Below are 25675 nucleotides of genomic sequence, written 5' to 3'. Positions count from 1 at the left end.
ATTACCCCATTCGTTTCTGCCCCAAGGAGACACCATGGACACCCAGATGCTGATCGGCTCGAAATTCGAGAAGGGCACCGAGACCGAGGAGCCGATCCTCAACCCGAAGACCGGGGCGACCATCCTCAATCTGCCCGAGGCCAGCCAGGCACAGATCGAGGCGGCGGTGAGCGCCGCCGAAAAGGCGTTCGCCTTGTGGTCGCGCACCACGCCGGCACAGCGCTCCGGCTACCTCCTGAAGATCGCCGACCGCATCGAGACCGAGGCGCAGGAGTTCGCGACGCTGGAGGCGTTGAATTGCGGCAAGCCGATCAATGCGGTGCTCAATGACGAAATCCCGGCCATCGTCGACTGCTACCGCTTCTTCGCCGGGGCGGTGCGCTCTATGCCAGGTGTGGTCGCGGGCGAATACCTGCCCGGCCACACTTCGATGGTCCGGCGCGACCCGATCGGCATCGTCGCCTCGATCGCGCCATGGAACTATCCGCTGATGATGATGGCCTGGAAACTGGCGCCGGCTATCGCTGGCGGCAACACGGTGGTTTTCAAGCCGTCGGAGCAGACGCCGTTGACGGCGCTGAAGCTGGCGACGATCCTGGCCGATGTCCTGCCCGAGGGCGTCGTCAATGTCGTGCTTGGCCGGGGCGACAGCGTCGGCAACACGCTGATCAATCACCCCAAGGTCAACATGATCTCGATCACCGGCGACGTCGCCACCGGCAAGAAGGTGCTGCAGGCCGCCGCCAAATCGGTCAAGCGCACGCATCTGGAACTCGGCGGCAAAGCGCCGGTCATCGTTTTCGACGACGCCGACCTTGGCGCCGTCGTCAAAGGCCTGCGCGCCTTCGGCTACTACAATGCCGGCCAGGACTGCACCGCCGCCTGCCGCATCTATGCCGGCAAGAAGATCTACGACAAGCTTGTCGCCGATCTCTCCACCGCCGTCTCGACCATCAAATACAATCTATCAGACGACGCCGAGAACGAAATCGGGCCGCTGATCTCGCGGCGCCAGCGCGACCGCGTCTCGAGCTTCGTGGAACGTGCTTCGGAGCTGAAGCACATCGAGATCACCACCGGCGGCAAGCCGGGCGAGGGCACCGGCTTCTACTACCAGCCGACCGTCGTCGCCGGCGCGCTGCAGGAGGATGAGATCGTGCGCCGCGAAGTGTTCGGCCCCGTCGTTTCAATAACCCGCTTCACGGAAGTGGACGAGGCGGTGACCTGGGCCAACGACAGCGATTACGGCCTGGCGTCATCCGTGTGGACCAAGGATGTTTCGCGCGCCATGGCGACCGCCGCGCGGCTGCAATATGGCTGCACCTGGATCAACACCCATTTCATGCTGACCAACGAGATGCCGCATGGCGGCCTGAAACAATCCGGCTACGGCAAGGACATGTCCCTCTATGCGCTGGAGGATTATACCGCCGTGCGCCATGTGATGGTTGCGCATGGGTGAGAAGCGGTCGCGGCTGGCGATCGATCGACAACGATTTGTCGATCAAAGCGATGAACGCCCGGAGCCATAGCGAAGGGCGGACGCCGGATCAGGGGCAGCGCAAGCTTCTGCGATGCCGGCGCTGCCCCTCATTTGCCTGCGGCATCTCCTCCCGTGAACGGGAGAAGAACTCCAGCCGCTACTCCACGATGCGATAGATGTTCCACAGGCTGGTGCCCAACACGACATAGGGCTCCATCTCCTTGCCCCATTTGGCGTGCGCGTCGATCTTGCCGATCTTGGCGAACATCGCCTCCAACTGGGCCAGGCTTTCGACCTGGTGATGCGACTCGACCGTCGCTTCACGGGCGCCGATCGATCCGGTCATGATCTGGAATTTGAGCTCGGTGAGGCCGACCTGCGAGCCGATCTCGCGTTCCCATTTCCGCATCAGCTCGAGCACCGTCTGCTTGTGCCCGAACTTGGCATCGATCTGCCATCTGGCGCTGAACATGTTGGTTCTCCTCCATCACTTGCGGCTCAGGCCGCGGGTTGATCTACTCGTCCCAGGCCTGCACGACGGTTTGGCGCGCGATCAGGCCGTTCTTCAGCTCCAGCATTGCCGCGCAGAACACCTTGGTGCCGTCCGGGTAGGCGCATGCCTGGGTGAATGCCAGGCTGTCGCCGTGGGCGATGGTGGTGTCGACCTTGTGGGTCATCGCCCGGCTGCAGATGTCGTCCCAGAACGTCGTGATCGCCGCGCGCCCGCGGATTTCGCGCGGCTTGCTCGGCGGATTGTTGCGGTCGATCACCCGCACCAGCGCATCATCGGCATAGAAGCTCGACAGCATCTTGCCGTCACGGCCTTCGATCGCTTTCTTGATCGCCGCGCCATCCACGGCTTGGGTCTTGGTCAGCATTTTATCCTCCCTATGCCCGTCTTCAAGATCGGGCGTTTGACGTTTGAGGTGTCGCCCGGCGCTCGCCGACGGGCGGTGTCTTTCACTGTGACTTGGCCTTAACTGCCGCAAACACGCCGTCGGTCTGCTTCTTGAAGGTGGCCAGATCGACCTGGCTGCCGTTGAGGATCGTCGACCAATGGCGCACGATCGCGGCCATCGCGATCGTCTCCTTGATCTCTTCGTCCGATGCGCCGTTGAGCTTGGCCGCCTCGGTGTGGAAATAGATGCAATACTGGCACGGGATCTGCGACGCGACCGCCAGCCCCATCAGCTCCTTGGTCTTGCCGTCGAGCGCGGTCTTGGGATTGAGCTGGACGCCCTTGATCTCGGCCCAGGCGCCGGCGATGGCGACGTCAGGCAGTGTCTTGAACATATCCGGCACCGAGCCGAGCGTCGCCTCGATGTCCTTGTAGGCTGTCGCCGCCGACGCATCCTCGGCTTTCGCCGGAGTGATCGTGAACAGCGCGCCAATGCCCGCCGCGATCACGAGTGACCTGACATTCAGTTTTGACTTGGGCATTTCATCCTCCGTTCGCAGCGCCTTTCCGGCGATATCCGCCTTGGCCTGCATGGGGGAATTGATAGCGCCTATGGCAGTGTGCCTGCTTCGCCCGAAAGCGCCATGGCTCTCATGGCCCGTCCGGGCCAGTCTGCCTGGCGGAAAATGCCGCCGCGGCCGCTCGCGACGGCAGGTCGAGCTTCAGCAGTATGTTGGCGACGTGGCGCTTGACCGTGTGCTCGCTCAGCCTGAGTTCGGCGGCGATTGCCGCATTGCTCTTGCCGCCGGCGATCAAATTCACGACTTCGCTCTCGCGCGCGGTCAGGCAAGCCGGTTCGGCCGCTTTGGTCTTGGGCCGGCAGGCCGGCTCCAGGTGCTGTTCGGACATCGCAAGCACAAACGCCAGCGGCTCGTCCAGCTCGTCGATGCCCACACGCCCGCGATCGACGAAATGAAGACCCGAGCCGACGGCCAGATCGGCGACCAGCCTCGACGCCAATATCTCGCCGCGCCCGGCGTGAGCGGCGAGTTGTATCGTCACGCGGCCCGTCAATCCTGCAGGAGGGCCGCGCGACTCGATCTCGCCGACATGCGCCCCTTGCGCGCTTGCCACCCCGATTTGCTGCGCCGCGTCCCGCAACGCCGCCGCGCAACGCAAGGCACGCCCAGGGCCGTCGAAGCGCGAAATCATCATCTCGGAGTGCATGTCCGCGCAGCGCCCGCCATGGCGCGTCACAAGGGTCCGCCATGTCTCATGGAAATGCTGGCTGCGTTCGCTCCACATCCGGTCTCCGAGGCGGGCCGTGTCGTAGATCCGAGTCACGAGAAGCGCAGCCAGAACGCGTTCGGCTTCCACCACGGCGCGCTCGCCGGTCAGGAACTCCTCGATCAGGTCGGCGACCCGGTCGACATCACCGGTCCAGATCGGGTGGTCGCGTCCAGGGATTTCGACCAGCCGCGCGTTGGGGATTTTCCTGGCCAGAAAGCGGCTGGCGTCGGGGTCGACCCGCACATCGTTGCGGCGATGGATCAGCAGCGTCGGCGCGCCGATTGCCGCCAGGATGCCGCGCACATCGATCCCCGCGTTCATCCGCGCCAGCGTCGCCGCCGCGGTAGGGCTTGCCGACAGCCGCTCGAAGCGCGCCCACCAGGTTGAAAAGCGGGTATCGTCGACCCTGCCCGGTGCGAAATTGGGCAAGGTGGCGCCTGTGCCCCAGGCCGTCTCGGCCGTCGCGATGAAGGCTTCCAGACGCTCCGGCGGCATCACCCATTTGTGGAAATGCGCGTAGCCGCCATAGAGCGCCAGTGCCCGCGTCCGCTCTGGATAGGTGGCGGCGAACAGCATCGCCAGCGGCGCGCCTTCCGAAGCCCCAAGGATCGACGCGCGGCCGCTGCCGACCGCATCCATCACCGCGCGCACATCATCCATGCGGGTCTCGAGGCTGGGCAGGTGATGGACATCGACGCGGTCGGAAAGACCCGTGCCGCGCTTGTCGAACAGGATCAGCCGCGAGAAGGCCGAAAGCCGCCTCAGGAGCCTGGTATAGCCCTCGTCTTCCCAGTGCAGGTCGAGGTTGGAGATGAAGCCGGGGACGAAGACGAGGTCGAACGACCCCTGGCCGACCACCTGATAGGCGATCCGCACCTCGCCGCTAAGGGCGTATCGGGTCTCGATCGGCCTCACGAGGGTGTCCGCCCGGCCTGACGATTTCTGATCGCCAACCATAGCAGAGCCGCGCCGGTTGCGGCAGCTTATATTTTAGCGGAAATGAATGTAGCCGGCGGCCGACGCGGTTACTTTTGCGACGCGGCGACGTCGCCAGGCGAGGCCGCGAGGCCGAGCTTGAGATCGGCCTCCGCCGGCGTGATCGGCCGTTTGATCCTGGCCGAAGCGACCACGACCAGTTCGTCGAAGCCTTCACCGCCGCTGTCCAGCATCTCGAAGAACTGGCGCCGCATTCTCGGCTCCCAGAACTTGTTGATATGCTCGGCGACGCCGGCAACGCCTTCCTCGCGTGGCCTGGAGTGGAAAAAGGCGGCGATCTGGTTGGCCATGCGCACCAGCTTTTCCCCCGTGCTCATGATGTGCTCTTCGTCATGCGACATGCTGGGCAACTCCCGAAATCACCCGGTCGGGGTGGGTAAAAACATCGAAATCGTCGCCACGCACCAGCGCCACCAGCGTCATGCCGGCCTCTTCCGCGGTGCGGATGGCAAGGGCCGTCGGCGCCGAGACGGCGATGATGAAGGCTGAACCGATCGCCGCCGTCTTCTGCACCATTTCGACCGAAACACGGCTGGTCACTACGACGGCGCCCGATGCGCCATCGATATTGGCCTTGGCCAGCGCGCCGGCTAGCTTGTCCAGCGCATTGTGGCGGCCGACATCCTCGCGCGCCATGACGACGCCCTTGCCAGGGACGTAGAAGCCGGCTGCATGCACGGCGCCTGTCTCGGTATGCAGCGGCTGCACCTTCGACAGCAGCTTGACCGAGCGGGTGATATCGTCGGCCTCAAGCGTAAGTTTCGACGCACCCACCGGATCGACCGAGCGCATCGCTTCCTCGATGGATTCGATGCCGCACAGCCCGCAGCCCACCGGTCCGGCAAGCCGCCGCCGCCGCGCCTCGAAGCGCGTATTGGCCTGGTCCTTCAGCCGGATCTGGATGTCGATGCCGGCGCCATGATCCTCGACCTCGATGGCTTCGATCTCATCAGGCGCAGCGATGATGCCTTCGGTGAGCGAGAAGCCGAGCGCGAAGTCCTCGAAATCGGCGGGGCTCGCCATCATCACCGCATGCGTGGTGCCGGCGAAGGAGAACGCCACCGGCGTCTCTTCCGGCACCATGCGGTTGGCCGCAGCCGTGCCGCTGGCGCGGTGCGCCAGTCGCGATATCTGCGTCGTCGCTTTGCGGCGCGCGGCCAAGACTACTCCGCCGCCTGCAGCGGTGCGATGCGACGGCTCTGCTTGGCCTGCTCGTCATAGTCGCGTTGCCATTCCGACGGGCCGTTGGAAGCGCCGACCTGCACCGCGGTCACCTTGTATTCGGGACAGTTGGTCGCCCAGTCGGAGAAGTCGGTGGTAATGACGTTGGCCTGCGTGTCGGGATGATGGAAGGTGGTGTAGACCACGCCCGGCGATACCCGGTCGGTGATCAGCGCGCGCAGCGTCGTCTCGCCCGAACGGCTGGTCAGCCGGACCCAGTCGCCATCGCGCAAGCCGCGGTTTTCTGCGTCGTGCGGATGGATTTCCAGCCTGTCCTCGGAGTGCCACATGATATTTTCGGTGCGCCGCGTCTGCGCGCCGACATTGTACTGCGACAGTATACGGCCGGTGGTCAGCAGCAGCGGGAAGCGCGGTCCGGTTCTTTCGTCCGTCGCCACATATTCGGTGCGGATGAACTTGCCCTTGCCGCGCACGAAGCCGTCGACATGCATGATCGGCGTGCCAAGCGGCGCCTTGTCGTTGCAGGGCCATTGCACGGAGCCGACCCGGTCGAGCAGGTCGAAGGAGACGTTGGCGAAGCTTGGCGTCGTCTTGGCGATCTCGTCCATGATTTCGGACGGATGGGTATAGTTCCAGTCGAGGCCGATCGCACGGGCGAGTTCCTGCGTCGCCTCCCAATCGGCGTAGCGCGCCTTCGGTTCCAGCACCTTGCGCACCATATTGATGCGGCGTTCGGCATTGGTGAAGGTGCCGTCCTTCTCGAGGAAGGTCGAGCCCGGCAGGAAGACATGCGCGTAGTTCGCCGTCTCGTTGAGGAAGAGGTCGTGCACCACCACGCATTCCATCGCGGCCAAGCCGGCGGCGACATGCTTGGTGTCGGGATCGGACTGCAGGATGTCCTCGCCCTGGATGTAGATGCCCTTGAACGAGCCGTCGACGGCGGCATCGAGCATGTTGGGAATGCGCAGGCCGGGTTCGTCGTCGAGCTTCACGCCCCAGAGGCTTTCGTAGATGTCGCGCACCGCGTCACCCGAAATGTGCCGGTAGCCCGGCAACTCATGCGGGAACGAGCCCATGTCGCAGGAGCCCTGCACATTGTTCTGGCCGCGCAGCGGATTCACGCCGACGCCAGGCCGGCCGATATTGCCGGTGGCCATTGCGAGGTTGGCGATCGCCATCACCGTGGTCGAGCCCTGGCTGTGCTCGGTGACGCCGAGGCCGTAATAGATCGCGCCATTGCCGCCCTTGGCGTAGAGACGGGCGGCACCGCGGATCAACTCCGGATCGACGCCGGACAGCTTGCCGACGATTTCGGGGCTGTTTTCCGGCAGGGCGACGAAGGACGCCCAGTCCTGGAACTCAGCCCAGTCGCAGCGCTCGCGGATGAAGGCTTCGTCGAAAAGGCCCTCGGTGACGATGACATGCGCCAGCGAGGTCAGCACGGCGACATTGGTGCCGGGCTTCAGCGGCAAATGGTAGTCGGCTTCGACGTGGGCCGACTTGACCATTTCGGTGCGGCGCGGATCGAGTACGATCAGCTTGGCGCCCTGGCGCAGCCGCTTCTTCAGCCGCGAGGCGAACACCGGGTGCGCGGAAGCCGGATTGGCGCCGATGATAACCGCGACGTCGGTGAATTCGACGGAATCGAAGTCCTGCGTGCCGGCCGAGGTGCCGTAGGTCTGGCCGAGCCCATAGCCGGTCGGCGAATGGCAGACACGTGCGCAGGTGTCGACATTATTGTTGCGGAAGCCTTGGCGAACCAGCTTCTGGACGAGATAGGTCTCCTCATTCGTGCAGCGCGAGGAGGTGATGCCGCCGATCGCGGTGCGTCCGTACTGGTACTGGATGCGGCGGAATTCCTTGGCCGTATGGGCGATCGCCTCTTCCCAGCTCACTTCGCGCCAGGGATCACTGACCTTTTCGCGGATCATCGGCGACAGGATGCGGTCCTTGTGGGTGGCATAACCGTAAGCGAAGCGGCCCTTCACGCAGGAATGGCCGTGGTTGGCCATGCCCTCCTTGTAGGGCATCATGCGGATGACCTCGTCGCCCTTCACTTCGGCCTTGAACGAGCAGCCGACGCCGCAATAGGCGCAGGTGGTGACGGCCGAGCGCTCCGGCAGGCCCTTTTCGAGCACGGTCTTCTCGCGCAGCGCATCGGTCGGGCAGGCCTGCACGCAGGCACCGCAGGACACGCATTCGGAGGCAATGAAGTCCTCGTGCATGCCGGCGACCATGCGCGATTCGAAGCCGCGGCCCTCGATGGTCAGCGCGAAAGTGCCTTGCACCTCCTCGCAGGCGCGCACGCAGCGCGAGCAGACGATGCACTGCGCCGGATCATAGGTGAAATAGGGGTTGGACTCATCACGGGCGATGTAGTCGACCGCGAGCGAGCCATGGCCCGGCGCGACGCCATTTTCTTCCTTGACGTGGTTGCGGCCCTCAACGCCGTAGCGATTTTCGGTCAGGCCGACAGACTTCGCCACCACATCGAACTCGCTGGCGCCAGTTCCGGCCTTCTCGTGCCAGCCGGTCGGATGGTCGGAGACGTAGAGTTCCATGACGCCCCGGCGGATGGCGTCGAGCCTGTCCGACTGCGTGCGCACCACCATGCCTTCGCCGACAGGCGTCGTGCAGGAAGCCGGCGTACCGCCGCGCCCGTCGATTTCGACGAGGCAGACGCGGCAGGAACCGAACGAGTCCAGCATGTCGGTGGCGCAGAGCTTGGGGATCTCCACCCCGCCCTCCATCGCCGCGCGCATGATCGACGTGCCTTCCGGCACGCTGATGCTGCGGCCATCGACGGTCAGCGTGACCTGTTTTTGCGCCTTCGACTCCGGAGTTCCGTAGTCAACCTCTTCGATCAGCGTTGGGAAGCCGGCCTTGATGTTCATCTGCCAGCTCCTATTCAGCAGCCACGCGCGCTGGCGCGGGCTTGAAATCCTCAGGGAAATGGGTGATCGAGCTCATCACCGGGTAGGGCGTGAAGCCGCCCAGCGCGCAGAGCGAACCGAACTTCATCGTGTTGCAGAGGTCGGTGACCAAAGCGAGGTTCTTTTCCGGCTCGATACCGGCGGCGAGCCTGTCGATGGTTTCCACGCCCCGCGTCGAGCCGATGCGGCAAGGCGTGCACTTGCCGCAGCTTTCGATGGCGCAGAATTCCATGGCGAAGCGTGCCTGCTTCAGCATGTCGGCGGTATCGTCGAAAACCGTGATGCCGGCGTGGCCGATCAGTCCATCGCGCTTGGCGAATTCCTCGTAGTCGAACGGCGTGTCGAACAGTGCGCGCGGGAAGTAGGCGCCGAGCGGGCCGCCGACCTGCACTGCCTTCACCGGACGCCCGGTGGACGTGCCGCCACCGATCTCGTCGACGATCTCGCCCAGCGTCAGGCCGAAAGCGGTTTCGAACAGGCCGCCTTGCTTGACGTTGCCGGCGATCTGGATCGGGATCGTGCCGCGCGAGCGGCCCATGCCGAAATCCTTGTAGAAGGTGGCGCCCTTGTCCATGATGATGGGTACGGAAGCCAGCGAAATGACGTTGTTGATCACCGTCGGCTTGCCGAACAAACCCTGTATCGCGGGCAGCGGCGGCTTGGCGCGCACCACGCCGCGCTTGCCTTCCAGGCTGTTCAAGAGCGAGGTTTCCTCGCCGCAGACATAGGCGCCGGCACCGACGCGGATTTCCATGTCGAAGGCGTTAGGCGAACCCAGCACATTGACGCCGAGCACACCGGCCTTGCGGGCGGTCTCGACGGCCTTGTTCATGACAGCCACCGCGTGCGGATATTCCGAGCGGATATAGACGAAACCCTTGGTCGCGCCGGTGGCGATGCCGGCGATGGTCATGCCTTCGATGAGCACGAACGGGTCGCCCTCCATGATCATGCGATCGGCGAAGGTGGCGCTGTCGCCCTCATCGGCGTTGCAGACGATGTATTTGCGCTCCGATGTCGTATCGAGCACCGTCTTCCATTTGATGCCGGTCGGGAAGCCGGCGCCGCCGCGGCCGCGCAGGCCGGAGTCGGTGACCTGCTTGACGACGTCGGCGGGCGCCATGGCCACCGCGTTCCGCAGGCCGCTCAGTCCGCCGAGCGATTTGTAGGCATCGAGCGACAGCGGGTCGTTGATGCCACAACGTGCAAACGTCAAGCGAGTTTGTTTGGCCAGGAACGGAATCTTGTCCGGTGCGCCGAGCCAGCGCTTGTGATGGCCGCCGGTGAGAAAACCGCTGTCGAACAGGCTCTTCACGTCCGACGGTTTCACCGGCCCGTAGGCGACACGGCCATTGGCCGTCGCCACTTCGACCATCGGTTCGAGGAAATAGGCGCCGCGCGAGCCGTTGCGCACGATCTTGGCCTCGATGCCGCGCTCCGCGAGTTCCTTGGCGACGGCCTTCGCGACCTTTTCCGCGCCCAGCGCCAGTGCGCCGGAATCGCCGGGAATATAGATGCGGGGGGTCATGAGCGCACCTCGGCGACGATCTCGTCGATCCTGTCGTCATCCAACCGACCGATCACCTCGCCATCCAGCATCGCAGACGGCGAGCAGGCGCACAGCCCGAGGCAATAGACCGGTTCCAGCGTAACCGATCCGTCACGCGTGGTCTCATGGAAGTCGATGCCGAGCAACTGCTTGACCTTGGCGGCGACCGCGTCCGAACCCATCGACTGGCAGGCTTCCGCCTGGCAGAGCTTGAGCACGTGCCGCCCGGCCGGGCGCGCGCGGAAATCATGATAGAAAGTCACGACACCATGCACCTCGGCCCTGGACAGGTTCAGGCCGTCGGCAATGATGGGGACGGCATCCTGCGGGACGTGGCCGAATTCTTCCTGGATGCCGTGGAGGATCGGCAGCAGCGGACCCTCGAGGTCCTTCAACTCCTGGATAATCGCCGCCGTGCGCGATGCGATCTCGGTACTTGCAGGCTGCATCGTCATGCAGCGCCCTCCCTGGTCGATAGCTTTTATCGCTAAGTCTTTACAAAATCAGAGGAAACCCGCGAAATCAATAAAGCTGTTTCGTTGCTCGATAGAAATCTTCTATCGATGAGCTTCGCTCAGCATTGTCTAGCCTAGCGGTGGGCGCGGAAATCGTCTGCCAGCGCCATCGCCTCGTCCAGCAGCGCCTGCACCAGCGGCGTGTGCGGCTCGCGCGGCGCGGCGACCAGCCCGACTGTGTGGCTGGCATCGGGCTCGACGATCGGAATGGCCCGGATCGGTTCGGAAAACCCGAATGTTTCCGCAAGGTTGAGTGGCATGATCGATGACCATTTGCCGGTCCGGATGTGCGAGAACAGCACGATCATCGAATTCGATTCCAGCGTCGGCCGCACCTGCACGCCGGCTTCCGCCAGGTGCTGGTCGATGATGCGGCGGTTCTGCATGTCCGGCGTCAGAAGGCACAGCGGCAACTGGCTGATCTCGGACCATGTCACTTTGTCGCGGTCGGAATAGGGATTGCCGATTGCGGTGATCAATTGGTAGCGCTCGTCATAGAGGGGCACGCTGGTCACCCGTCCCAGCGGTTCGTTGTCGAGATAGGTGATGCCCGCATCGACATCGAAATTGCCAAGCAGCGACAGCACTTCGATCGAGGTCCGCGACAGCACCGAAAAGGTGACGCCTGGGTGCTTGTCTCGAAAGGGCGTCGTCAATCTCGCGACCATCGCCAATGCCGTCGGGATTGCTGCAATCCGGATGCGGCCGGAAAGGCCATACCGGGCGGCGCGCATCTCCTCGCGCATGGTCCTGGAGTCGCCGACGATGCGGCGCGCCCAGACCAACACCTGCTTGCCCTCCGGGGTCAGCCCCTGGAACCGCGACCCGCGATTGACCAACATGACGCCGAGCTGGCCCTCGAGCTGCTTGATGCCGGCCGACAAGGTCGGCTGCGTGACCCCGCACGCCTCGGCCGCCCGTCCGAAGTGCTCTTCCTTGGCCAGCGCGATGAAGAATTCCAGCTTGTCGATCATTGGCGGAAGCTATCCGGCGCGGTGGCGTCGCGCCAGATGGTGTCGCGCTCAATCCTCCAATGCATGTCGCCCGAAAGTGACTTCGGTTTTGGGACAACGACATGCATAAAAAAGCGATCGCGCCGCGCTGCCTCGATCGCCGGGATCTACCGATCCACGAGATTGAGGATGTTGCCGTCCGGATCCTTGAACCATGCGACTTTCATGCCGCCGCCGACATGCAGGTCACCCTCCATCGTCAGGCCGGGCATCTCGTAATGCTCGAAGGCGACACCCTTCGACTTGAGGGCGTTGACGACATCGGCGATGGTGTCGCCGACCCTCCAGGTTACCGCCGTCGCCTTGTTGGTCCCTGCGAATTCGGAACGATAGACATTGATCGTGGTATCGCCGCTTTTGTAGACGATCAATTCGCCGCCCTCATCGTGCACCTGTTCCAGGCCGAGTGTTCTCTCATAGAAGGCCTTGGCCTTTGCCAGATCCTTCACGGCGAGGTTTGCCGATGCGTTGCTGTTTGCAAGCATGATCGTCTCCTTCCCTGGTTGTCATTCCCTCTGGTCATGGAAATAGGTCGCCCAGGCCGCTTGACGACCCATCATGCCTGGCGCTTGGAGCGGTCCGCGATCTGCACTATGTGAGCTGCAGCCGAACGCCAGGGAACAACAGCCATGTCCATCACCAAGGAAATCATCACCGAGCGCCTGAAGACGGTGAACGGGCCGGATTTTACCGGAAACATCGTCGACCTCGGCATGGTTTCGGAGATTTTCATCGCCGATTCGAAAGTGTTCTTCTCGATCACCGTTCCCGCCGCGCGCGCTCAGGAGATGGAGCCGTTGCGCGCCGCCGCCGAGCGGGTGGTGAAGGCCATTCCCGGCGTCGCCGGTGCGGTCGTCGCGCTGACGGCTGAAAAGAAAGGCGGCGGCATGGAGGCGTCGGTTCCATCGCGTCCCGCACCCAGGCCGGCGCCGACGGCTCCGGTCGCTGCGGCACCACGGGCGGCTCCGCATGCTCCCGCTTCGCAGAGCCAGGGCAAGCGCGGCGTGCCCGGCATCGAGGCGATCATAGCGGTTGCTTCAGGCAAGGGTGGCGTCGGCAAGTCGACCACGGCCGTCAACCTGGCGCTCGGCCTTGCCGCCAATGGCTTGCGGGTCGGTGTGCTGGATGCCGACATCTATGGCCCGTCGATGCCCAGGCTGCTTAACATCCATGGCCGGCCGCAGACGGTCGACGGCAAGATCCTGAAACCGATGGAGAACTACGGCCTCAAGGTGATGTCGATGGGTTTCCTCGTCGATGAGGAGACGCCGATGATCTGGCGCGGGCCGATGGTGATGTCGGCGCTGACGCAGATGCTGCGCGAGGTTGAATGGGGGCGGCTCGACGTGCTCGTCGTCGATATGCCGCCCGGCACGGGCGATGCGCAACTGACCATGGCCCAGCAGGTGCCGTTGGCGGGTGCCGTCATCGTCTCGACGCCGCAGGACCTGGCACTGATCGATGCCCGCAAGGGCCTCAATATGTTCAGGAAAGTCGATGTGCCGCTGCTCGGCATCGTCGAGAACATGAGCTACTTCATCGCCCCGGATACCGGCAAGCGATACGACATCTTCGGCCATGGCGGCGCGCGCCGCGAGGCGGAGAGGCTCGGCGTCACCTTCCTCGGCGAGGTGCCGCTTGAAATGGGCATCCGCGAGAGCTCCGACGCCGGCACGCCCGTGGTCGTCTCGAAGCCGGATGGCGCCGAGGCGAAAATCTATCGCGATATCGCTTCCAAGGTCTGGGAAAGGGTCAACGAGGAACGCGGCGCGGCCGAAGCGGCCGTGCCGAGTATCGTCTTTGAGTGAACCCTCACGGGGAGTGCGTCAGCCGCCCACTTTCTCGCCGAAAGCCGAAAAGAACTGTCCGGCCAGTTTCTTCGACGTCGATTCGATCAGCCGGCTGCCGAGTTGCGCGATCTTGCCGCCGACTTCTGCCTTGGCCGCATATTTGAGGACCGTCGCGTCCGGCCCGTCGGCGGTGAGCGTGACGTCGGCGCCGCCCTTGGCGAAGCCGGCGATGCCGCCCTTGCCTTCGCCCTGGATGGTGTAGGCATGCGGCGGCTTGAGATTCCTGAGCGTCACTTCGCCGTTGAAGGTGGCCTTGATCGGCCCGATCTTCAGCACCACCGTTGCCGCCATCTCGGTCGCCGATTTCATTTCCAGGCTCTGGCAGCCCGGAATGGCGCCCCTCAGGACGGTTGGGTCGTTCAGTGCTTCCCACACTTTCTGCACGGGTGCGGCGATACGTTCCTCGCCCTCGATCACCAAAGCCATCTAAACCTCCCGCATCGCCTATGTCGGATTGGTCGTAGCGTGCGGCTCGATAGCTGTCTATCGCACCAAAGTCCGGATTCAGATCACGCGTGCCCCTTGCCTGCATCCGCGCGTTGTCATATCGATTTGTCATACAAATACGGAGACCATGATGGCCGGCGCCCCCACGAACAAGAAAAAGTTCCGCTCGCAGGAGTGGTTCGACAATCCCGACAATCCGGGAATGACGGCGCTTTATCTCGAGCGCTACCTGAATTACGGGCTGACACGCGCCGAACTGATGTCGGGCAAACCGCTGATCGGCATCGCGCAGACGGGCTCTGACCTTTCGCCTTGCAACCGGCACCATATCGAACTCGCCAAGCGCGTGCGCGAAGGCATCGTCTCGATGGGCGGCATTCCTTTCGAATTCCCCTGTCACCCGATCCAGGAGACCGGCAAGCGGCCGACCGCGGCCCTCGACCGCAACCTCGCCTATCTCAGCCTTGTCGAGGTGCTCTACGGTTATCCGCTCGACGGCGTCGTGCTCACCATCGGCTGCGACAAGACCACGCCTGCCTTGCTGATGGCGGCGGCGACCGTCAACATCCCGGCCATCGCGCTGTCGGTCGGCCCGATGCTCAATGGCTGGCATAAGGGCAAGCGCACCGGCTCGGGCACCATCGTCTGGGAATCGCGCCAGCGCCTATCGGCCGGCGAGATCGGCTATGACGAGTTCATGGACATCGTCGCGTCCTCGGCGCCGTCCACCGGCTACTGCAACACGATGGGCACGGCCACCACGATGAATTCGCTGGCCGAGGCGCTCGGCATGCAACTGCCCGGTTCGGCCGCCATTCCCGCGCCCTACCGCGAGCGCGGCCAGATCGCCTACGAGACGGGCAAGCGCATCGTCGACATGGTGCACGAGGACCTGAAACCGTCCGATATCATGACCCGCGCGGCCTTCGAAAACGCCATCGTCGTCAATTCGGCGATCGGCGGCTCGACCAACGCGCCGATCCATCTCAACGCCATCGCCCGCCATCTCGGCGTGCCGCTCGACAATGACGACTGGCAGACCATCGGCCTCAAAGTGCCGCTCATCGTCAACTTGCAGCCGTCAGGTGAATACCTGGGCGAAGACTATCACCACGCCGGCGGCGTGCCTGCCGTGGTCGCCGAACTGATGAAGGCCGGAATGCTGCCGCATCCCAATGCCTTGACCGTCAATGGCAAGTCGATCGGCGCCAATTGCGAGGGCGTCGCCAACGAGAATACCGACGTCATCCGCACGGTGGCCGAGCCGCTGAAGGCCAATGCCGGCTTTATCAACTTCAAGGGCAACCTGTTCGATTCGGCGATCATGAAGATGAGCGGCATTTCGCCGGAATTCCGCGAGCGCTATCTGTCGAACCCGAACGACCCGGAAGCCTTCGAAGGCAACGCCATGGTCTTCGACGGCCCCGAGGATTACCACGCCCGCATTGACGATCCGGCGCAAGGCATCGACGAGCATACCATCCTGTTCATGCGCGGCGCTGGTCCCGTCGGCTATCCCGGCGGCGCCGAGGTCGTCAACATGCAGCCGCCGGCCTATCTGATCAAGAAGGGTATCCACGCGCTGGCCTGCATCGGCGACGGCCGCCAGTCCGGTACGTCGGGCTCACCGTCGATCCTGAACGCCTCGCCGGAAGCCGCGGTCGGCGGTGGCCTGGCGCTGCTCAAGACCGGCGACCGCGTCCGCATCGACCTGCGGAAGGGCACGGCGAACATCCTCGTCAGCGATGACGAGATCGCACGGCGACGCGCCGAGCTGCAGAAGGATGGCGGCTATCATTATCCCCAGCACCAGACGCCCTGGCAGGAGATCCAGCGCGGCATGGTCGACCAGTTCTCGACCGGCATGGTGCTGAAGCCGGCGGTGAAATATCAGGATGTCGCCCACACCATGGGAGTGCCTCGCGACAATCATTGATTATTCCCGGGAATAGTCATCGATTATTCCTGGCTGATCAGCGATGATGGATGACGACGACCGGCGGCCTGATCGATCAGGCCGCCGTTCTCAACGCCACAGGCCGGGAAACGCTCCGTCCTTGACAAGCCAGCCCAACAATTCCACCATCATCGCAAGGGGTGTATCGCGACGACCCCGTGAGGCGTCAGCCCAATGTTCGCGTCCAGGCTTCTTCAGGAGGTGGACGCCATGCCGTCAACAACTGCTATCACCGTACAGCAACTATCCCGTCTGATTGGTCTGCCGGGCGCACCTTTGATCGTCGATGTCCGTATCGATGAAGACTACGACGCCGACCCGCGCCTGCTGCCGGCCTCTCACCGGCGCAATTTCAAAACGGTCTCGGCCTGGGCACACGACCTTGCCGGCAGCCAAGTGGCCGTCCTTTGCCAGAAGGGGCAAAAGCTTTCGCAAGGGGTTGCCGCGTGGCTGCGGCATGAAGGCATTGCCGCCGAATCCCTCGAAGGCGGCTTCGAAGCCTGGCGCGATGCCGGCGGGCTTCTGGTCCGCGCCGACAAGATACCGTCCCGCGATGAAAAGGGCCGCACCGTCTGGGTAACGCGGGCTCGTCCCAAGGTCGATCGCATCGCTTGCCCATGGCTGATCCGGCGCTTCATCGATCCCGACGCGGTGTTTCTCTTCGTCGAACCCGCTGAAGTTCCGGCTGTCGCAGACCGCTTTCAGGCCGTGCCTTTCGACATCGACAATGTGTTCTGGAGTCATCGCGGCGAGCGCTGCACCTTCGACACGATGATCGAGGAGTTCGGGCTGGAATCCCAGGCACTCGATCGGCTTGCCACGATCGTGCGCGCGGCCGACACCGCACGCCTGGATCTCGTTCCCCAGGCAGCCGGATTTCTGGCCGCCTCGCTTGGCCTGTCGCGCATGTTCCGCGACGATCTGGAGCAGCTGGACGCCGGCACGATGCTCTATGACGCGTTCTTCCGCTGGTGTCGCGACGCCACTGACGAGACGCACAACTGGCCGGGCGGGGCAAAGCCGTCATGAGCAGCCTCATTTCGGGCAATGATGCAGACCTCGTCGAGGCGCCGGCGGTCCCGAGCTTCCGCGAAGCCACGAAACTCTGGGCGAAGATCGGATTGCTGAGCTTCGGCGGGCCGGCCGGTCAGATCGCGCTCATGCACAAGGAATTGGTCGAGGACCGGCGCTGGATCGGCGAACAGCGTTTCCTGCATGCGCTGAACTACTGCATGCTGCTGCCCGGTCCCGAGGCCCAGCAACTCGCCATCTATATCGGCTGGCTGCTGCACAGGACGATCGGCGGCCTTGTCGCCGGTGTCCTGTTCGTGGTGCCCGGCGCACTGGTCATGCTCACCCTGAGCATTCTCTATGCGCTCTATGGTGATGTCCCGCTGGTCGCGGCGCTGTTCTTCGGGGTCAAGGCCGCCGTGCTCGCGGTCGTGGTCGAGGCGGTGATCCGCATCGGCCGCCGCGCCTTGAAGAACCGGTTGATGGTGGCGATCGCGCTCTGCGCTTTTCTCGGCATCTATGTGCTCGCCATCCCGTTCCCGCTCATCGTCCTGATTGCGGGATCGGTGGGATGGGTGGGAAACCGTGTCGCGCCAGCCCTGTTTTCCGGCGCGGCGCACGGCAAGAACGACGCTCCCGATATCAGGGGCGCGGTCGACCTGATGTTCGAACGCGGCGAACTGGCCCATACCAGACCGACACGATGGCATGCGCCGCGCACCATCGCGATCTGGCTGCCGATCTGGCTCGGGCCGGTTCTGTTGCTCTGGGCGCTCACCGGGACAAACAGCGTGTGGACGCAGATTGGCGGCTTCTTCAGCCTCATGGCGGTGGTCACCTTTGGCGGCGCCTACGCGGTTCTTGCCTATGTCGCGCAGGCAGCCGTGCAGTCCTTCGGCTGGCTCGCCCCTGGTGAAATGGTCGATGGCCTCGGCCTTGCCGAGACCACGCCGGGTCCACTCATCCTGGTGTTGCAATTCGTCGGCTTCATCGCCGCGTTTCGCCACGCCGGCTCGCTGGATCCGCTGCTTGGCGGATCGCTTGGAGCGCTGCTGACGCTGTGGGTTACGTTCACACCCTGCTTCTTCTGGATATTCCTCGGCGCGCCCTACATCGAGGCCCTGCGCGGCAACAAGGCCCTGTCGGCCGCGCTGGGCGCGATCACCGCCGCCGTGGTCGGCGTCGTCATGAACCTTGCTCTGTGGTTCGCCTTGCACGTCGTCTTCCGCGAAGTGCGCATGACGGGCCTGGGCATGAACGTGCCGGTGCTTTTGTCGATCGACTGGCGAGCCGCGCTGCTTTCGGTCGCCGCCATGGTCGCCATCCTGAAGTGGAAAACCGGTGTGCTGCCGACGCTTGCGGGATGCGCTCTTGCCGGCGTGTTGCTGCTCGCCACGGGCGGCTAGTGGATGTCGCCCGGAAGTGTCTTCGGTTCGGGAAAACGACATGCATCGAAACAAGATCTAAGGCGCGTCGCATGAATCCGTTTCGACGCGACGCGCTTTAGATTTTCCGGCTCCTTTGTATTCCGCTTCCGAACCCCCTAACTGGTGGAAAACGGATTGGACCAGCAATGGCGGGACGACGCTCTTCCCTCGGCTTTCTCGGTATGTTCGGCCGCTCGGGTGATTTGCGGCAGCTCGATGCCGCCTTGCGTGGCGCCGACCTGCATCCCGCCCTCGTGCCCGAAGGGGTGAAACTAACCATCGTCAATCTGATGAAGGACCACTGGCCCGAGGAGCCGCCGCCGCAGGCCTATCCGCGGGTAGCGAACCTGTTCAGCTACTGCATCGCCGGACCGGAAACCTTCGAGCGTGCGCAAGGCCCACAGCAGCGGCTCGACGCGGAGCGCCGGATCGAGGCCGCTCTCGAAACCGGCGACGATCTCGATGCCCAGATCGTGCTGATGGCACTGCACGCCAAGCTGATCAACGCCGAGGTGGTTGAGCGCTTCGGGCTGGGCGCCGACTGAGCGCTGGCTGAGTGCTTTCGTGAAACGCTGAAACCGCTCTAAGCCCGGCTTATCTCCTGGAGATACCAGCCGATATAACGCAGCTCGTTGTACTCCATCGGCGCGATCGGTCCGGGCACGAAATAGTGCGAGCGTACGCCGCGCGCCGTATGCTCGATGATCTTCTTGTCCTCGTCCGTGGTGACCTTCCACAGCCAGGTCAGTTTCTCCAGATCGTAGTCCTGGCCTTCGACAGCGTCGCCGCGCACCAGCCAGATCAGTTCCATCTCGCAGGTCTGAGCCGTTTTCGGGATGAATCGGTAGATCATCCCATGGTCGGGGTAGCAGACGAGGAAAGTCGTGCCGCCAAGATGGATGGAGGTGACGCCGCCGTCATAGTCGGTGAAGCGGCCCATCAGTGGCGCGACGGGGGAGCCGTCCCGGCTGCCGCTCGAAACGCCGTCATAGAGCGCATAGCGGAAGGTGTGGATCGCCTCCTGGCCGGCGGCCGAATTCTGCCAGCGATCGCCGCTGCCGATCTCGATGCCGAGAGCGCAGGTCCGCTGTTCCATCGCGGCATTGAGCTGCTCGATCATCTCCGCGGGCTTTTCCAGCGCGTGCGTCTGCGAATATTCGGGATGCGCCGGTCCGCAATGGTAGCATTCGACATAATTTTCGACGGCGAGCTTCCAGTTCGCCTCGAGCGGGTAGCTTTGGCGATACGCCACCTTGGCATCGCCCCACCCATATTGTCCGCAACTCGTGCGCAAAGATTGCTCGATCGGATCGAAATCGAGTGGCGTCTCGGCGAAGGAGATGAAGACAAGGCCGGTCGCGACGCGGACATGGAGCTTCTTCAGCCCGTGCGCGGTGCGGTCGAAATCCTTCGGCATCAGCCTGGCGGCGCGCAGCGAGCCGTCATTGGAATAGGTCCATGCATGGTACGGGCAGACGAACACTTTCGCGTTGCCCTTCTCTTTGGTGCAGACCTCGGCGCCGCGATGGCGGCAGACATTGAGCATGGCATGCACGGTGCCATCCATGCCACGCGACAGGATGACCGCCTCGTCACCGAGCTTGAACAGTTCGAAGTCGCCGGGATTGGGAATGACGCTGGCATGCGCCAGGCAGTGCCAATGGCGGCGGAACAGACGTTCCATGTCCCGCTCGAAAATATCCTGGTCGTGGTAGAATGGGCGCGTCAGGCCGTAGCCTGGCCGGTGCGAGGCCACCAGCCGATCGATGGCATCTTCGGTATTTGCGGCTTGCTGGATAGGATAGACGCTCATTTGTCGTTCTGCCCAATGGTTGGTTCTGTCGGTGGCTATCTGTATGTCGGTCTTCTGGCTAGCCGCCCATGCTCGCGCGCGGCAGGTGGATCAGGTTGCCGAAGCGGGCGCGCAATCTGTCGTCGACCAGCTTGGGCACGTGCCGCGGAAATCGTTCCGCAAGGATGCGCTTCTTTTCGTCGATCGCCCGGGCCAATATATCAGGGCGGCCTTTTTCGTTCCATTCCTTCGGTGAGGAACGGTCGCCGAAGGCGGGATAAAAACGCTCTGCCCGGGCCGATTTGAGCGTTTGCTCGTTGTCAAGATAATGGCCCGGACCCTTGAGGCAGACATCGGCGATGGTGTCGATCGACAGCGCTTCGTCCGTCACTTCGATGCCGCGTGCGCAGCGCAAGCAATGGCCAAGCATGTCATTGTCGATGATCAGGCTTTCCAGGCAGAAGCCGAGCAGCGAGGCATGCATGCCGGCCGATTCGTAGACGAGGTTGAGGCCCGAGAGGCCGGCCATCACATTGGTGATGCCTTTCTCGTAGCCGGACTGGATATCGGGCAGTTTCGAGTCTGTCATGCCGGCGGCCGAGCCGCCGGGCAGGTCGTAGAATTGCGCCATCTGCGCGCAGGCCGCCGTTACCACCGCCTGTTCGGCCGAGCCACCGGCCATGGTGTTGGTGCGCAGGTCCGACATGAACGGCCAGGCGCCGAAGATCGCCGGATGTCCCGGCTTGAGTGCGTTGACATACACCAGGCCAGCCAGCACTTCGGCCACTGCCTGCGCGACCGCGCCGGCCATCGCCGCCGGAGCGGTTGTTCCGGACTGGCCGGTGGAGAGGAGCAGGATGGGGATGCCGCCTTCGACACAGGCCTCGAGCACGCCGCAGGCATCCTCGGCGAACTTCATCGGTGGCACGACGAAGGAGTTGGAGTTGGAAACGAACGGCCGGGCGCGGAAATTCTCCTCGCCACCGGCGATGGCATAGAGCATTTCGAGCGCCGGCTTCACATTCTCGCGCACGGTGAAGGACGTGCCGACATGCTTCGACGTCCCCATCACGCAGGCGTAGAGCGTGTTGAAATCCATATCGAGCGGGTCGGCGATGTCGCGCGCCACCATCGGCCGCTGGAAAAAATGGATGTTGCTCAGTCCATCGACGATGCGGGCGGCGTCATAGATGTCCTGCAGCTTCGATTCGCGATACTCGCGTTTTTCGAGATCCACCAGATGCACGGCGATACCCGCCGTGCCGTAATGGACGCGCTTGCCCTGGATCACCATGTCGTGCCTGGGGTCCTGGCCATGCAGCGTGAAATGCCGCGCGGCTCGCTTGATGGTGTCGAGTACGAGCGCACGGGGGAAACGGATGCGGCCATCGTCGCCATGGATGGCGCCAGCCTTGGTCAGGACTTTTATGCAGGACGGGATGGCGTTGGCGAAGCCGACCGTTTCCAGAAGCGTCAGCACGCCCTCATGAATGCGCTCGCAGTCGTTTCCGCGCAATGGCCCGTAACTGCCGCCTTCCATGGCTTGGTGTAGTGGCCCGTTTGGTGGAATGGCTGATTTCACCGCACGTCCCTTTTCGCGGTCGCCGGAGCGTTGTGGACGACGGTTCGCCGGCATGTCCTGCTTTTCGACAGCCACTGGCATGGAAGCACTCCACCTCTACCGGCAGGAGCTCGTGGCGGTTGGTCCACCATCAACCTGCTTCTTCTCTGACGCCGACTATGCCGCCGGCACTGGCCCATCCTATGAGCCAGCTGGCCCAGCTACATGTGCCAGACCTAAAACAAACCGGAGCCGCTGAGAAGCGGCTCCGGTCACGAAATCGGCTTGATGGATCAGGCGGCGGCCGGCCTGCGTCCGGCTGCGGTGGCGAGTTCCCGGATGCCGGGCTCGATGTGCTGCAGAGCGATAGAGGAAATGCCCAACCGCATGAAACGCGAAGGCTTCTCGGTGCGGTCGAAGAAGCGGTCGCCGGGCTCGATGATGACGCTGCGCGAGGCCGCGGCTTCGGCCAAACCGCGGGAATCGGTGCCGCGGGGCCCTTCCAGCCACAGCGACGTGCCGCCGGCCGAGTCGGTCGAGCGCCATTCCGGCAGGAAGGCCGAAATCGCATGGACCAGCCGCTTGCGCCGCTCGTCGAAGGCGCTCGACAGCCGCCGCACCAGCGCTTCGTGATGGCCGAGCGACAGGAACAGCGCCACGGCGCGCTGATTGTTGGCCGGCGGATGGCGCAGCATGAAGCGGCGCAGCGCCCTGAGTTCGGCGATCAGTCCAGCGGAAGCCACGATGTAGCCAAGCCGCAGCCCCGGGGCCAGCGTCTTCGACATCGAGCCGACATAGACGACGCGGCCGGAACGGTCGAGGCTCTTCAATGCCTGCTGCGGCGCCTCGTCGAGAAGCTGGCTGTCATAGCCGTCTTCGATGATGATCTGGTTGTGCCGGTTGGCGCGCGCCAGAAGATCCTGCCGCCGCTCCGCCGACAACGGCACCATGGTCGGGCAATGATGACTGGGGGTGACGAAGACGAAGCCGGAATCATTGGGAATAGAAGAGGTTACGATACCGGACTGGTCCACTGGCACCGGCTCGATGTCGGCGCCCGCGAGCCGGAAGATCGAGCGTGCGTCGGGATAGCCTGGATCCTCCATCGCCACTTTCGAGCCCTTGGTCATCAGCAGCGAGGCCAGCATATAGAGCGCGTTCTGGGCGCCCAGCGTGACGATGATCTCGTCGGGATTGGCGAAGATGCCGCGCCGGGGCAGCAGCCGTGCCTGGATTTGCTCGATCAGCAGCGGATCGTCGCGGTCGACCATGTCGGACGCCCAGTTGCGGATCTCCAGCACGGCCAGCGCCATGCGGTTGCACTCGCGCCACTCGGCGGTCGGGAACAGCGCCGGGTCGAACTGGCCGTACACGAAGGGGTAGGAGGACTTGATCCAGTTCTCGTGCTTGGCGGGCGGCGGCATGTCGCTTGCCGCGATCTGCCGGCGCGCCTTCCAGTCGATCTCGTTGGCCTGGTCGGGTGCTTTCTGGTGCGGCTTGGCGGGTGTCGCCAGCACGTCCGGATTGACGAAATGGCCGCGCCGCTCGCGCGCCACCAGGAAACCCTGGTCGACGAGCTGCTGGAATGCCAGCACCACCGTTCCGCGTGCGACGCCGAGTTTTTCGGCCAGGATACGGCAGGAAGGCAGCGGCATCGAAGCGGCGATCTGGCGGTCGAGAATCGCGGCCACGATGGCTTGGCGGATCTGCGCCTGCAGGGTCTGGCCGGATTCGGCCGAAATCCGGAACAGGCCGGACCATATCGCCGTGTCGTTTCTCTGTGGCATGGAAGATGTTCCTCGATGGCCAGCTTTTTTCGCTTGGCTGGACCAGCCGAACGTAACCGTGGCACAAGGGGTTGCGCCAATCAATTTTTCTGATCTTTGGGATTTATGCCAGTGATCCTTCAAGCTCGAAATAAGGCGCGGCCCCTCGCTCTCGACACCACCTCGCTCCTCGATACCCACCTCCTTGCTCGATACATTGTGTCATCGCATCGTGATGTGCTGCGTCATCGCCGCGTATTGACCGGATGGATTTCGGCTCAATAGTTGGGGCGCGACGACACGCGCCGGAAACATCCGGTCTGATATGGTGCGTCGAAAAAGCCAGGAGTCCCCGCCAGTGGATCAGTCAGCCTTCCAGAAACAGCTTGCCGCCCTGCGCGACCATCGCGCCGCGGCCCCGGGCGACATGCGCCAGGCCTTTGCCGCCGATCCGCAGCGCTTCAAGACATTCTCCGCCGCTGACGGCGACCTCCTGCTCGACTGGTCGAAATGCGCCGTCGATGCGACGACCATGGACTTCCTTGAGAAGCTCGCCGCCGCAGCCGATCTGGAAGGCCGTCGCGCCGCCATGTTCGCCGGCAAGAAGATCAACATCACCGAAGACCGCGCCGTTCTGCACACGGCGCTGCGCAACCTGAGCGGCAAGGGCATCACGGTTGACGGCCAGGACGTCAAGGCGGATGTCATATCCGTGCTCGACGCCATGGGCGCCTTCGCCGATGCCATACGCTCCGGCAAGGCAACAGGCGCCACCGGCAAGAAGATTACCGATATCGTCAACATCGGCATTGGCGGCTCCGACCTTGGTCCGGCCATGGCGACACTGGCGCTCGCCCCCTATCATGACGGCCCGCGCGCCCACTATGTCTCCAACATCGACGGCGCTCACATCCACGACACGCTGAAGGGGCTGTCCGCCGAAACCACGCTGTTCATCATCGCCTCCAAGACCTTCACCACGGTCGAGACGATGACCAATGCGCAGACGGCGCGCGACTGGGTGCAGAAGGCGCTCGGCAAGGAGGCCGTGGGCAAGCATTTCGCCGCCGTCTCTACCGCGCTCGACCTGGTGGCCAAGTTCGGCATCGAGCCGGATCGCGTCTTCGGCTTCTGGGACTGGGTCGGCGGCCGCTATTCGCTGTGGGGCGCGATCGGCCTGCCGGTCATGATCGCCATCGGCCCAAGGAACTTTCGCGCTTTCCTCGACGGCGCGCACGAAATGGACGAACACTTCCGCACCGCGCCGCTCCAGAAAAACCTGCCGGCGCTCCTCGGGCTGGTCGGCTGGTGGCACCGCGTGATCTGCGGCTATCCGGCCCGCGCGGTCATCCCCTACGATCAGCGCCTGTCCAGACTGCCGGCCTATCTGCAGCAGCTCGACATGGAATCGAACGGCAAGAGCGTTACCCTTGACGGTACGCCGGTGACGACGCCGACCGGGCCGCTGGTCTGGGGCGAGCCAGGCACCAACGGCCAGCACGCCTTCTTCCAGCTGCTGCACCAGGGCACCGATTTGATCCCCGTCGAGTTCCTGGCCGCCGCCGTCGGCCACGAGCCTGATCTCAAGCATCAGCATGACCTGCTGCTCGCCAACTGCCTGGCGCAGTCGGAAGCGCTGATGAAGGGCCGTACGCTGGAAGAGGCGCGCGCGCAGATGCTGGCCAAGGGCATGAAGCCGGCCGATGTCGACCGTATCGCGCCGCATCGTGTCTTCTCCGGCAACCGGCCCTCGGTGACCATCCTCTACCGCAAGCTCGACCCGCGCACCTTCGGCCGGCTGATCGCGCTTTACGAGCACCGCGTCTTCGTCGAGGGCACGCTGTTCAACATCAACTCCTTCGACCAGTGGGGCGTCGAACTCGGCAAGGAATTGGCCACCGGCCTCCTGCCTGTCGTGGAAGGCAAGGAAAGCGCCGCAAACCGGGACGCCTCGACCAGGGGCCTTGTGGAACGCATCCACCAATTGCGTGGTTCGGAGTGAAGC

General features: G+C 63.8%; 22 protein-coding genes. 7 read left to right on the top strand and 15 right to left on the bottom strand.

The genetic code is table 11. The features are described 5' to 3' along the window. Positions 1-34: 34 nt before the first annotated feature. Positions 35-1462, top strand: a complete 1428-nt coding sequence (locus tag LB557_RS17675; RefSeq protein WP_224641680.1) for a gamma-aminobutyraldehyde dehydrogenase — start codon at positions 35-37, stop codon at positions 1460-1462. A gap of 178 nt (positions 1463-1640) precedes the next feature. Here LB557_RS17675 and LB557_RS17670 read toward each other — a convergent pair whose 3' ends face one another. The 11 genes from LB557_RS17670 to LB557_RS17620 all read right to left on the bottom strand — a co-directional run bounded on the left by LB557_RS17670 (position 1641) and on the right by LB557_RS17620 (position 12344). Continuing rightward, positions 1641-1955 carry a hypothetical protein gene (locus tag LB557_RS17670; RefSeq protein WP_224641682.1) on the bottom strand — a complete coding sequence of 105 codons (315 nt, stop codon included), beginning with the start codon at positions 1953-1955 and terminating at the stop codon, positions 1641-1643. Between the two features lie 43 nt (positions 1956-1998). Continuing rightward, positions 1999-2361, bottom strand: a complete 363-nt coding sequence (locus LB557_RS17665) for a nuclear transport factor 2 family protein (RefSeq protein WP_015314125.1) — start codon at positions 2359-2361, stop codon at positions 1999-2001. An 82-nt stretch (positions 2362-2443) separates the two neighbouring features. Beyond that, a complete protein-coding gene (locus LB557_RS17660) occupies positions 2444-2923 on the bottom strand; it encodes a carboxymuconolactone decarboxylase family protein (protein WP_140660571.1) in 480 nt (159 codons plus the stop codon). 109 nt (positions 2924-3032) lie between these two features. Continuing rightward, positions 3033-4586 carry an alpha/beta fold hydrolase gene (locus tag LB557_RS17655; RefSeq protein WP_224641684.1) on the bottom strand — a complete coding sequence of 518 codons (1554 nt, stop codon included), beginning with the start codon at positions 4584-4586 and terminating at the stop codon, positions 3033-3035. Positions 4587-4696: 110 nt separating this feature from the next. Next, the gene (locus LB557_RS17650) at positions 4697-5008 is read right to left on the bottom strand and encodes a formate dehydrogenase subunit delta (RefSeq protein WP_015314122.1); all 312 of its coding nucleotides are present in this window, start codon (positions 5006-5008) and stop codon (positions 4697-4699) included. Further along, a complete protein-coding gene (gene fdhD / locus LB557_RS17645) occupies positions 4998-5828 on the bottom strand; it encodes a formate dehydrogenase accessory sulfurtransferase FdhD (protein ID WP_015314121.1) in 831 nt (276 codons plus the stop codon). The genes LB557_RS17650 and fdhD overlap by 11 nt, the downstream gene beginning before the upstream one ends. 2 nt (positions 5829-5830) lie before the next feature. After that, positions 5831-8743, bottom strand: coding sequence for a formate dehydrogenase subunit alpha (gene fdhF, locus LB557_RS17640; RefSeq protein WP_224641686.1), 2913 nt, complete (start codon positions 8741-8743; stop codon positions 5831-5833). A 10-nt stretch (positions 8744-8753) separates the two neighbouring features. Beyond that, positions 8754-10310: a formate dehydrogenase beta subunit gene (locus tag LB557_RS17635; protein WP_224641688.1), complete on the bottom strand. Its 1557-nt coding sequence runs from the start codon at positions 10308-10310 to the stop codon at positions 8754-8756. Continuing rightward, positions 10307-10786 carry a formate dehydrogenase subunit gamma gene (locus LB557_RS17630; RefSeq protein ID WP_140614859.1) on the bottom strand — a complete coding sequence of 160 codons (480 nt, stop codon included), beginning with the start codon at positions 10784-10786 and terminating at the stop codon, positions 10307-10309. The genes LB557_RS17635 and LB557_RS17630 overlap by 4 nt, the downstream gene beginning before the upstream one ends. Positions 10787-10920: 134 nt before the next feature. Next, a complete protein-coding gene (locus tag LB557_RS17625; protein WP_015314117.1) occupies positions 10921-11820 on the bottom strand; it encodes a LysR family transcriptional regulator in 900 nt (299 codons plus the stop codon). Between the two features lie 146 nt (positions 11821-11966). After that, positions 11967-12344 carry a VOC family protein gene (locus tag LB557_RS17620; RefSeq protein ID WP_224641689.1) on the bottom strand — a complete coding sequence of 126 codons (378 nt, stop codon included), beginning with the start codon at positions 12342-12344 and terminating at the stop codon, positions 11967-11969. A gap of 144 nt (positions 12345-12488) precedes the next feature. On the opposite strand from LB557_RS17620, the gene LB557_RS17615 reads away from it, so the two are divergent. Continuing rightward, positions 12489-13667, top strand: a complete 1179-nt coding sequence (locus LB557_RS17615; RefSeq protein ID WP_224641690.1) for an Mrp/NBP35 family ATP-binding protein — start codon at positions 12489-12491, stop codon at positions 13665-13667. Between the two features lie 18 nt (positions 13668-13685). On the opposite strand, the gene LB557_RS17610 is transcribed toward LB557_RS17615, so the two are convergent. Next, on the bottom strand, positions 13686-14135 hold the full coding sequence (locus tag LB557_RS17610) for an SRPBCC family protein (protein WP_015314114.1): 450 nt from the start codon (positions 14133-14135) through the stop codon (positions 13686-13688). A gap of 151 nt (positions 14136-14286) precedes the next feature. Here LB557_RS17610 and LB557_RS17605 point away from each other — a divergent pair, with 151 nt between their 5' ends. From LB557_RS17605 to LB557_RS17590, 4 genes are all read left to right on the top strand, one after another. Beyond that, positions 14287-16092: an IlvD/Edd family dehydratase gene (locus tag LB557_RS17605; RefSeq protein WP_224641691.1), complete on the top strand. Its 1806-nt coding sequence runs from the start codon at positions 14287-14289 to the stop codon at positions 16090-16092. Positions 16093-16323: 231 nt separating this feature from the next. Continuing rightward, positions 16324-17142, top strand: a complete 819-nt coding sequence (locus LB557_RS17600) for a chromate resistance protein ChrB domain-containing protein (RefSeq protein ID WP_224641692.1) — start codon at positions 16324-16326, stop codon at positions 17140-17142. After that, positions 17139-18530: a chromate efflux transporter gene (gene chrA, locus LB557_RS17595; RefSeq protein WP_224641693.1), complete on the top strand. Its 1392-nt coding sequence runs from the start codon at positions 17139-17141 to the stop codon at positions 18528-18530. The genes LB557_RS17600 and chrA overlap by 4 nt, the downstream gene beginning before the upstream one ends. A gap of 167 nt (positions 18531-18697) precedes the next feature. Beyond that, on the top strand, positions 18698-19096 hold the full coding sequence (locus LB557_RS17590) for a hypothetical protein (protein WP_015314110.1): 399 nt from the start codon (positions 18698-18700) through the stop codon (positions 19094-19096). 38 nt (positions 19097-19134) lie between these two features. Here LB557_RS17590 and LB557_RS17585 read toward each other — a convergent pair whose 3' ends face one another. The 3 genes from LB557_RS17585 to LB557_RS17575 form a co-directional block, all read right to left on the bottom strand. Beyond that, positions 19135-20364, bottom strand: a complete 1230-nt coding sequence (locus tag LB557_RS17585; RefSeq protein WP_015314109.1) for an aromatic ring-hydroxylating oxygenase subunit alpha — start codon at positions 20362-20364, stop codon at positions 19135-19137. Positions 20365-20422: 58 nt separating this feature from the next. Beyond that, positions 20423-22006, bottom strand: a complete 1584-nt coding sequence (locus tag LB557_RS17580; RefSeq protein ID WP_224641694.1) for a trimethylamine methyltransferase family protein — start codon at positions 22004-22006, stop codon at positions 20423-20425. 191 nt (positions 22007-22197) lie between these two features. Beyond that, on the bottom strand, positions 22198-23691 hold the full coding sequence (locus LB557_RS17575) for a PLP-dependent aminotransferase family protein (protein WP_015314107.1): 1494 nt from the start codon (positions 23689-23691) through the stop codon (positions 22198-22200). A gap of 337 nt (positions 23692-24028) precedes the next feature. Between LB557_RS17575 and pgi the strand changes: the two genes are divergently transcribed. Continuing rightward, positions 24029-25672, top strand: coding sequence for a glucose-6-phosphate isomerase (gene pgi / locus LB557_RS17570; RefSeq protein ID WP_411970553.1), 1644 nt, complete (start codon positions 24029-24031; stop codon positions 25670-25672). Positions 25673-25675 lie beyond the last annotated feature (3 nt).

The organism is Mesorhizobium sp. BR115XR7A (assembly GCF_020165315.1).
In the GTDB taxonomy this organism is placed as follows: domain Bacteria; phylum Pseudomonadota; class Alphaproteobacteria; order Rhizobiales; family Rhizobiaceae; genus Mesorhizobium; species Mesorhizobium australicum.
This window is presented reverse-complemented; position numbering and strand designations above follow the sequence as displayed.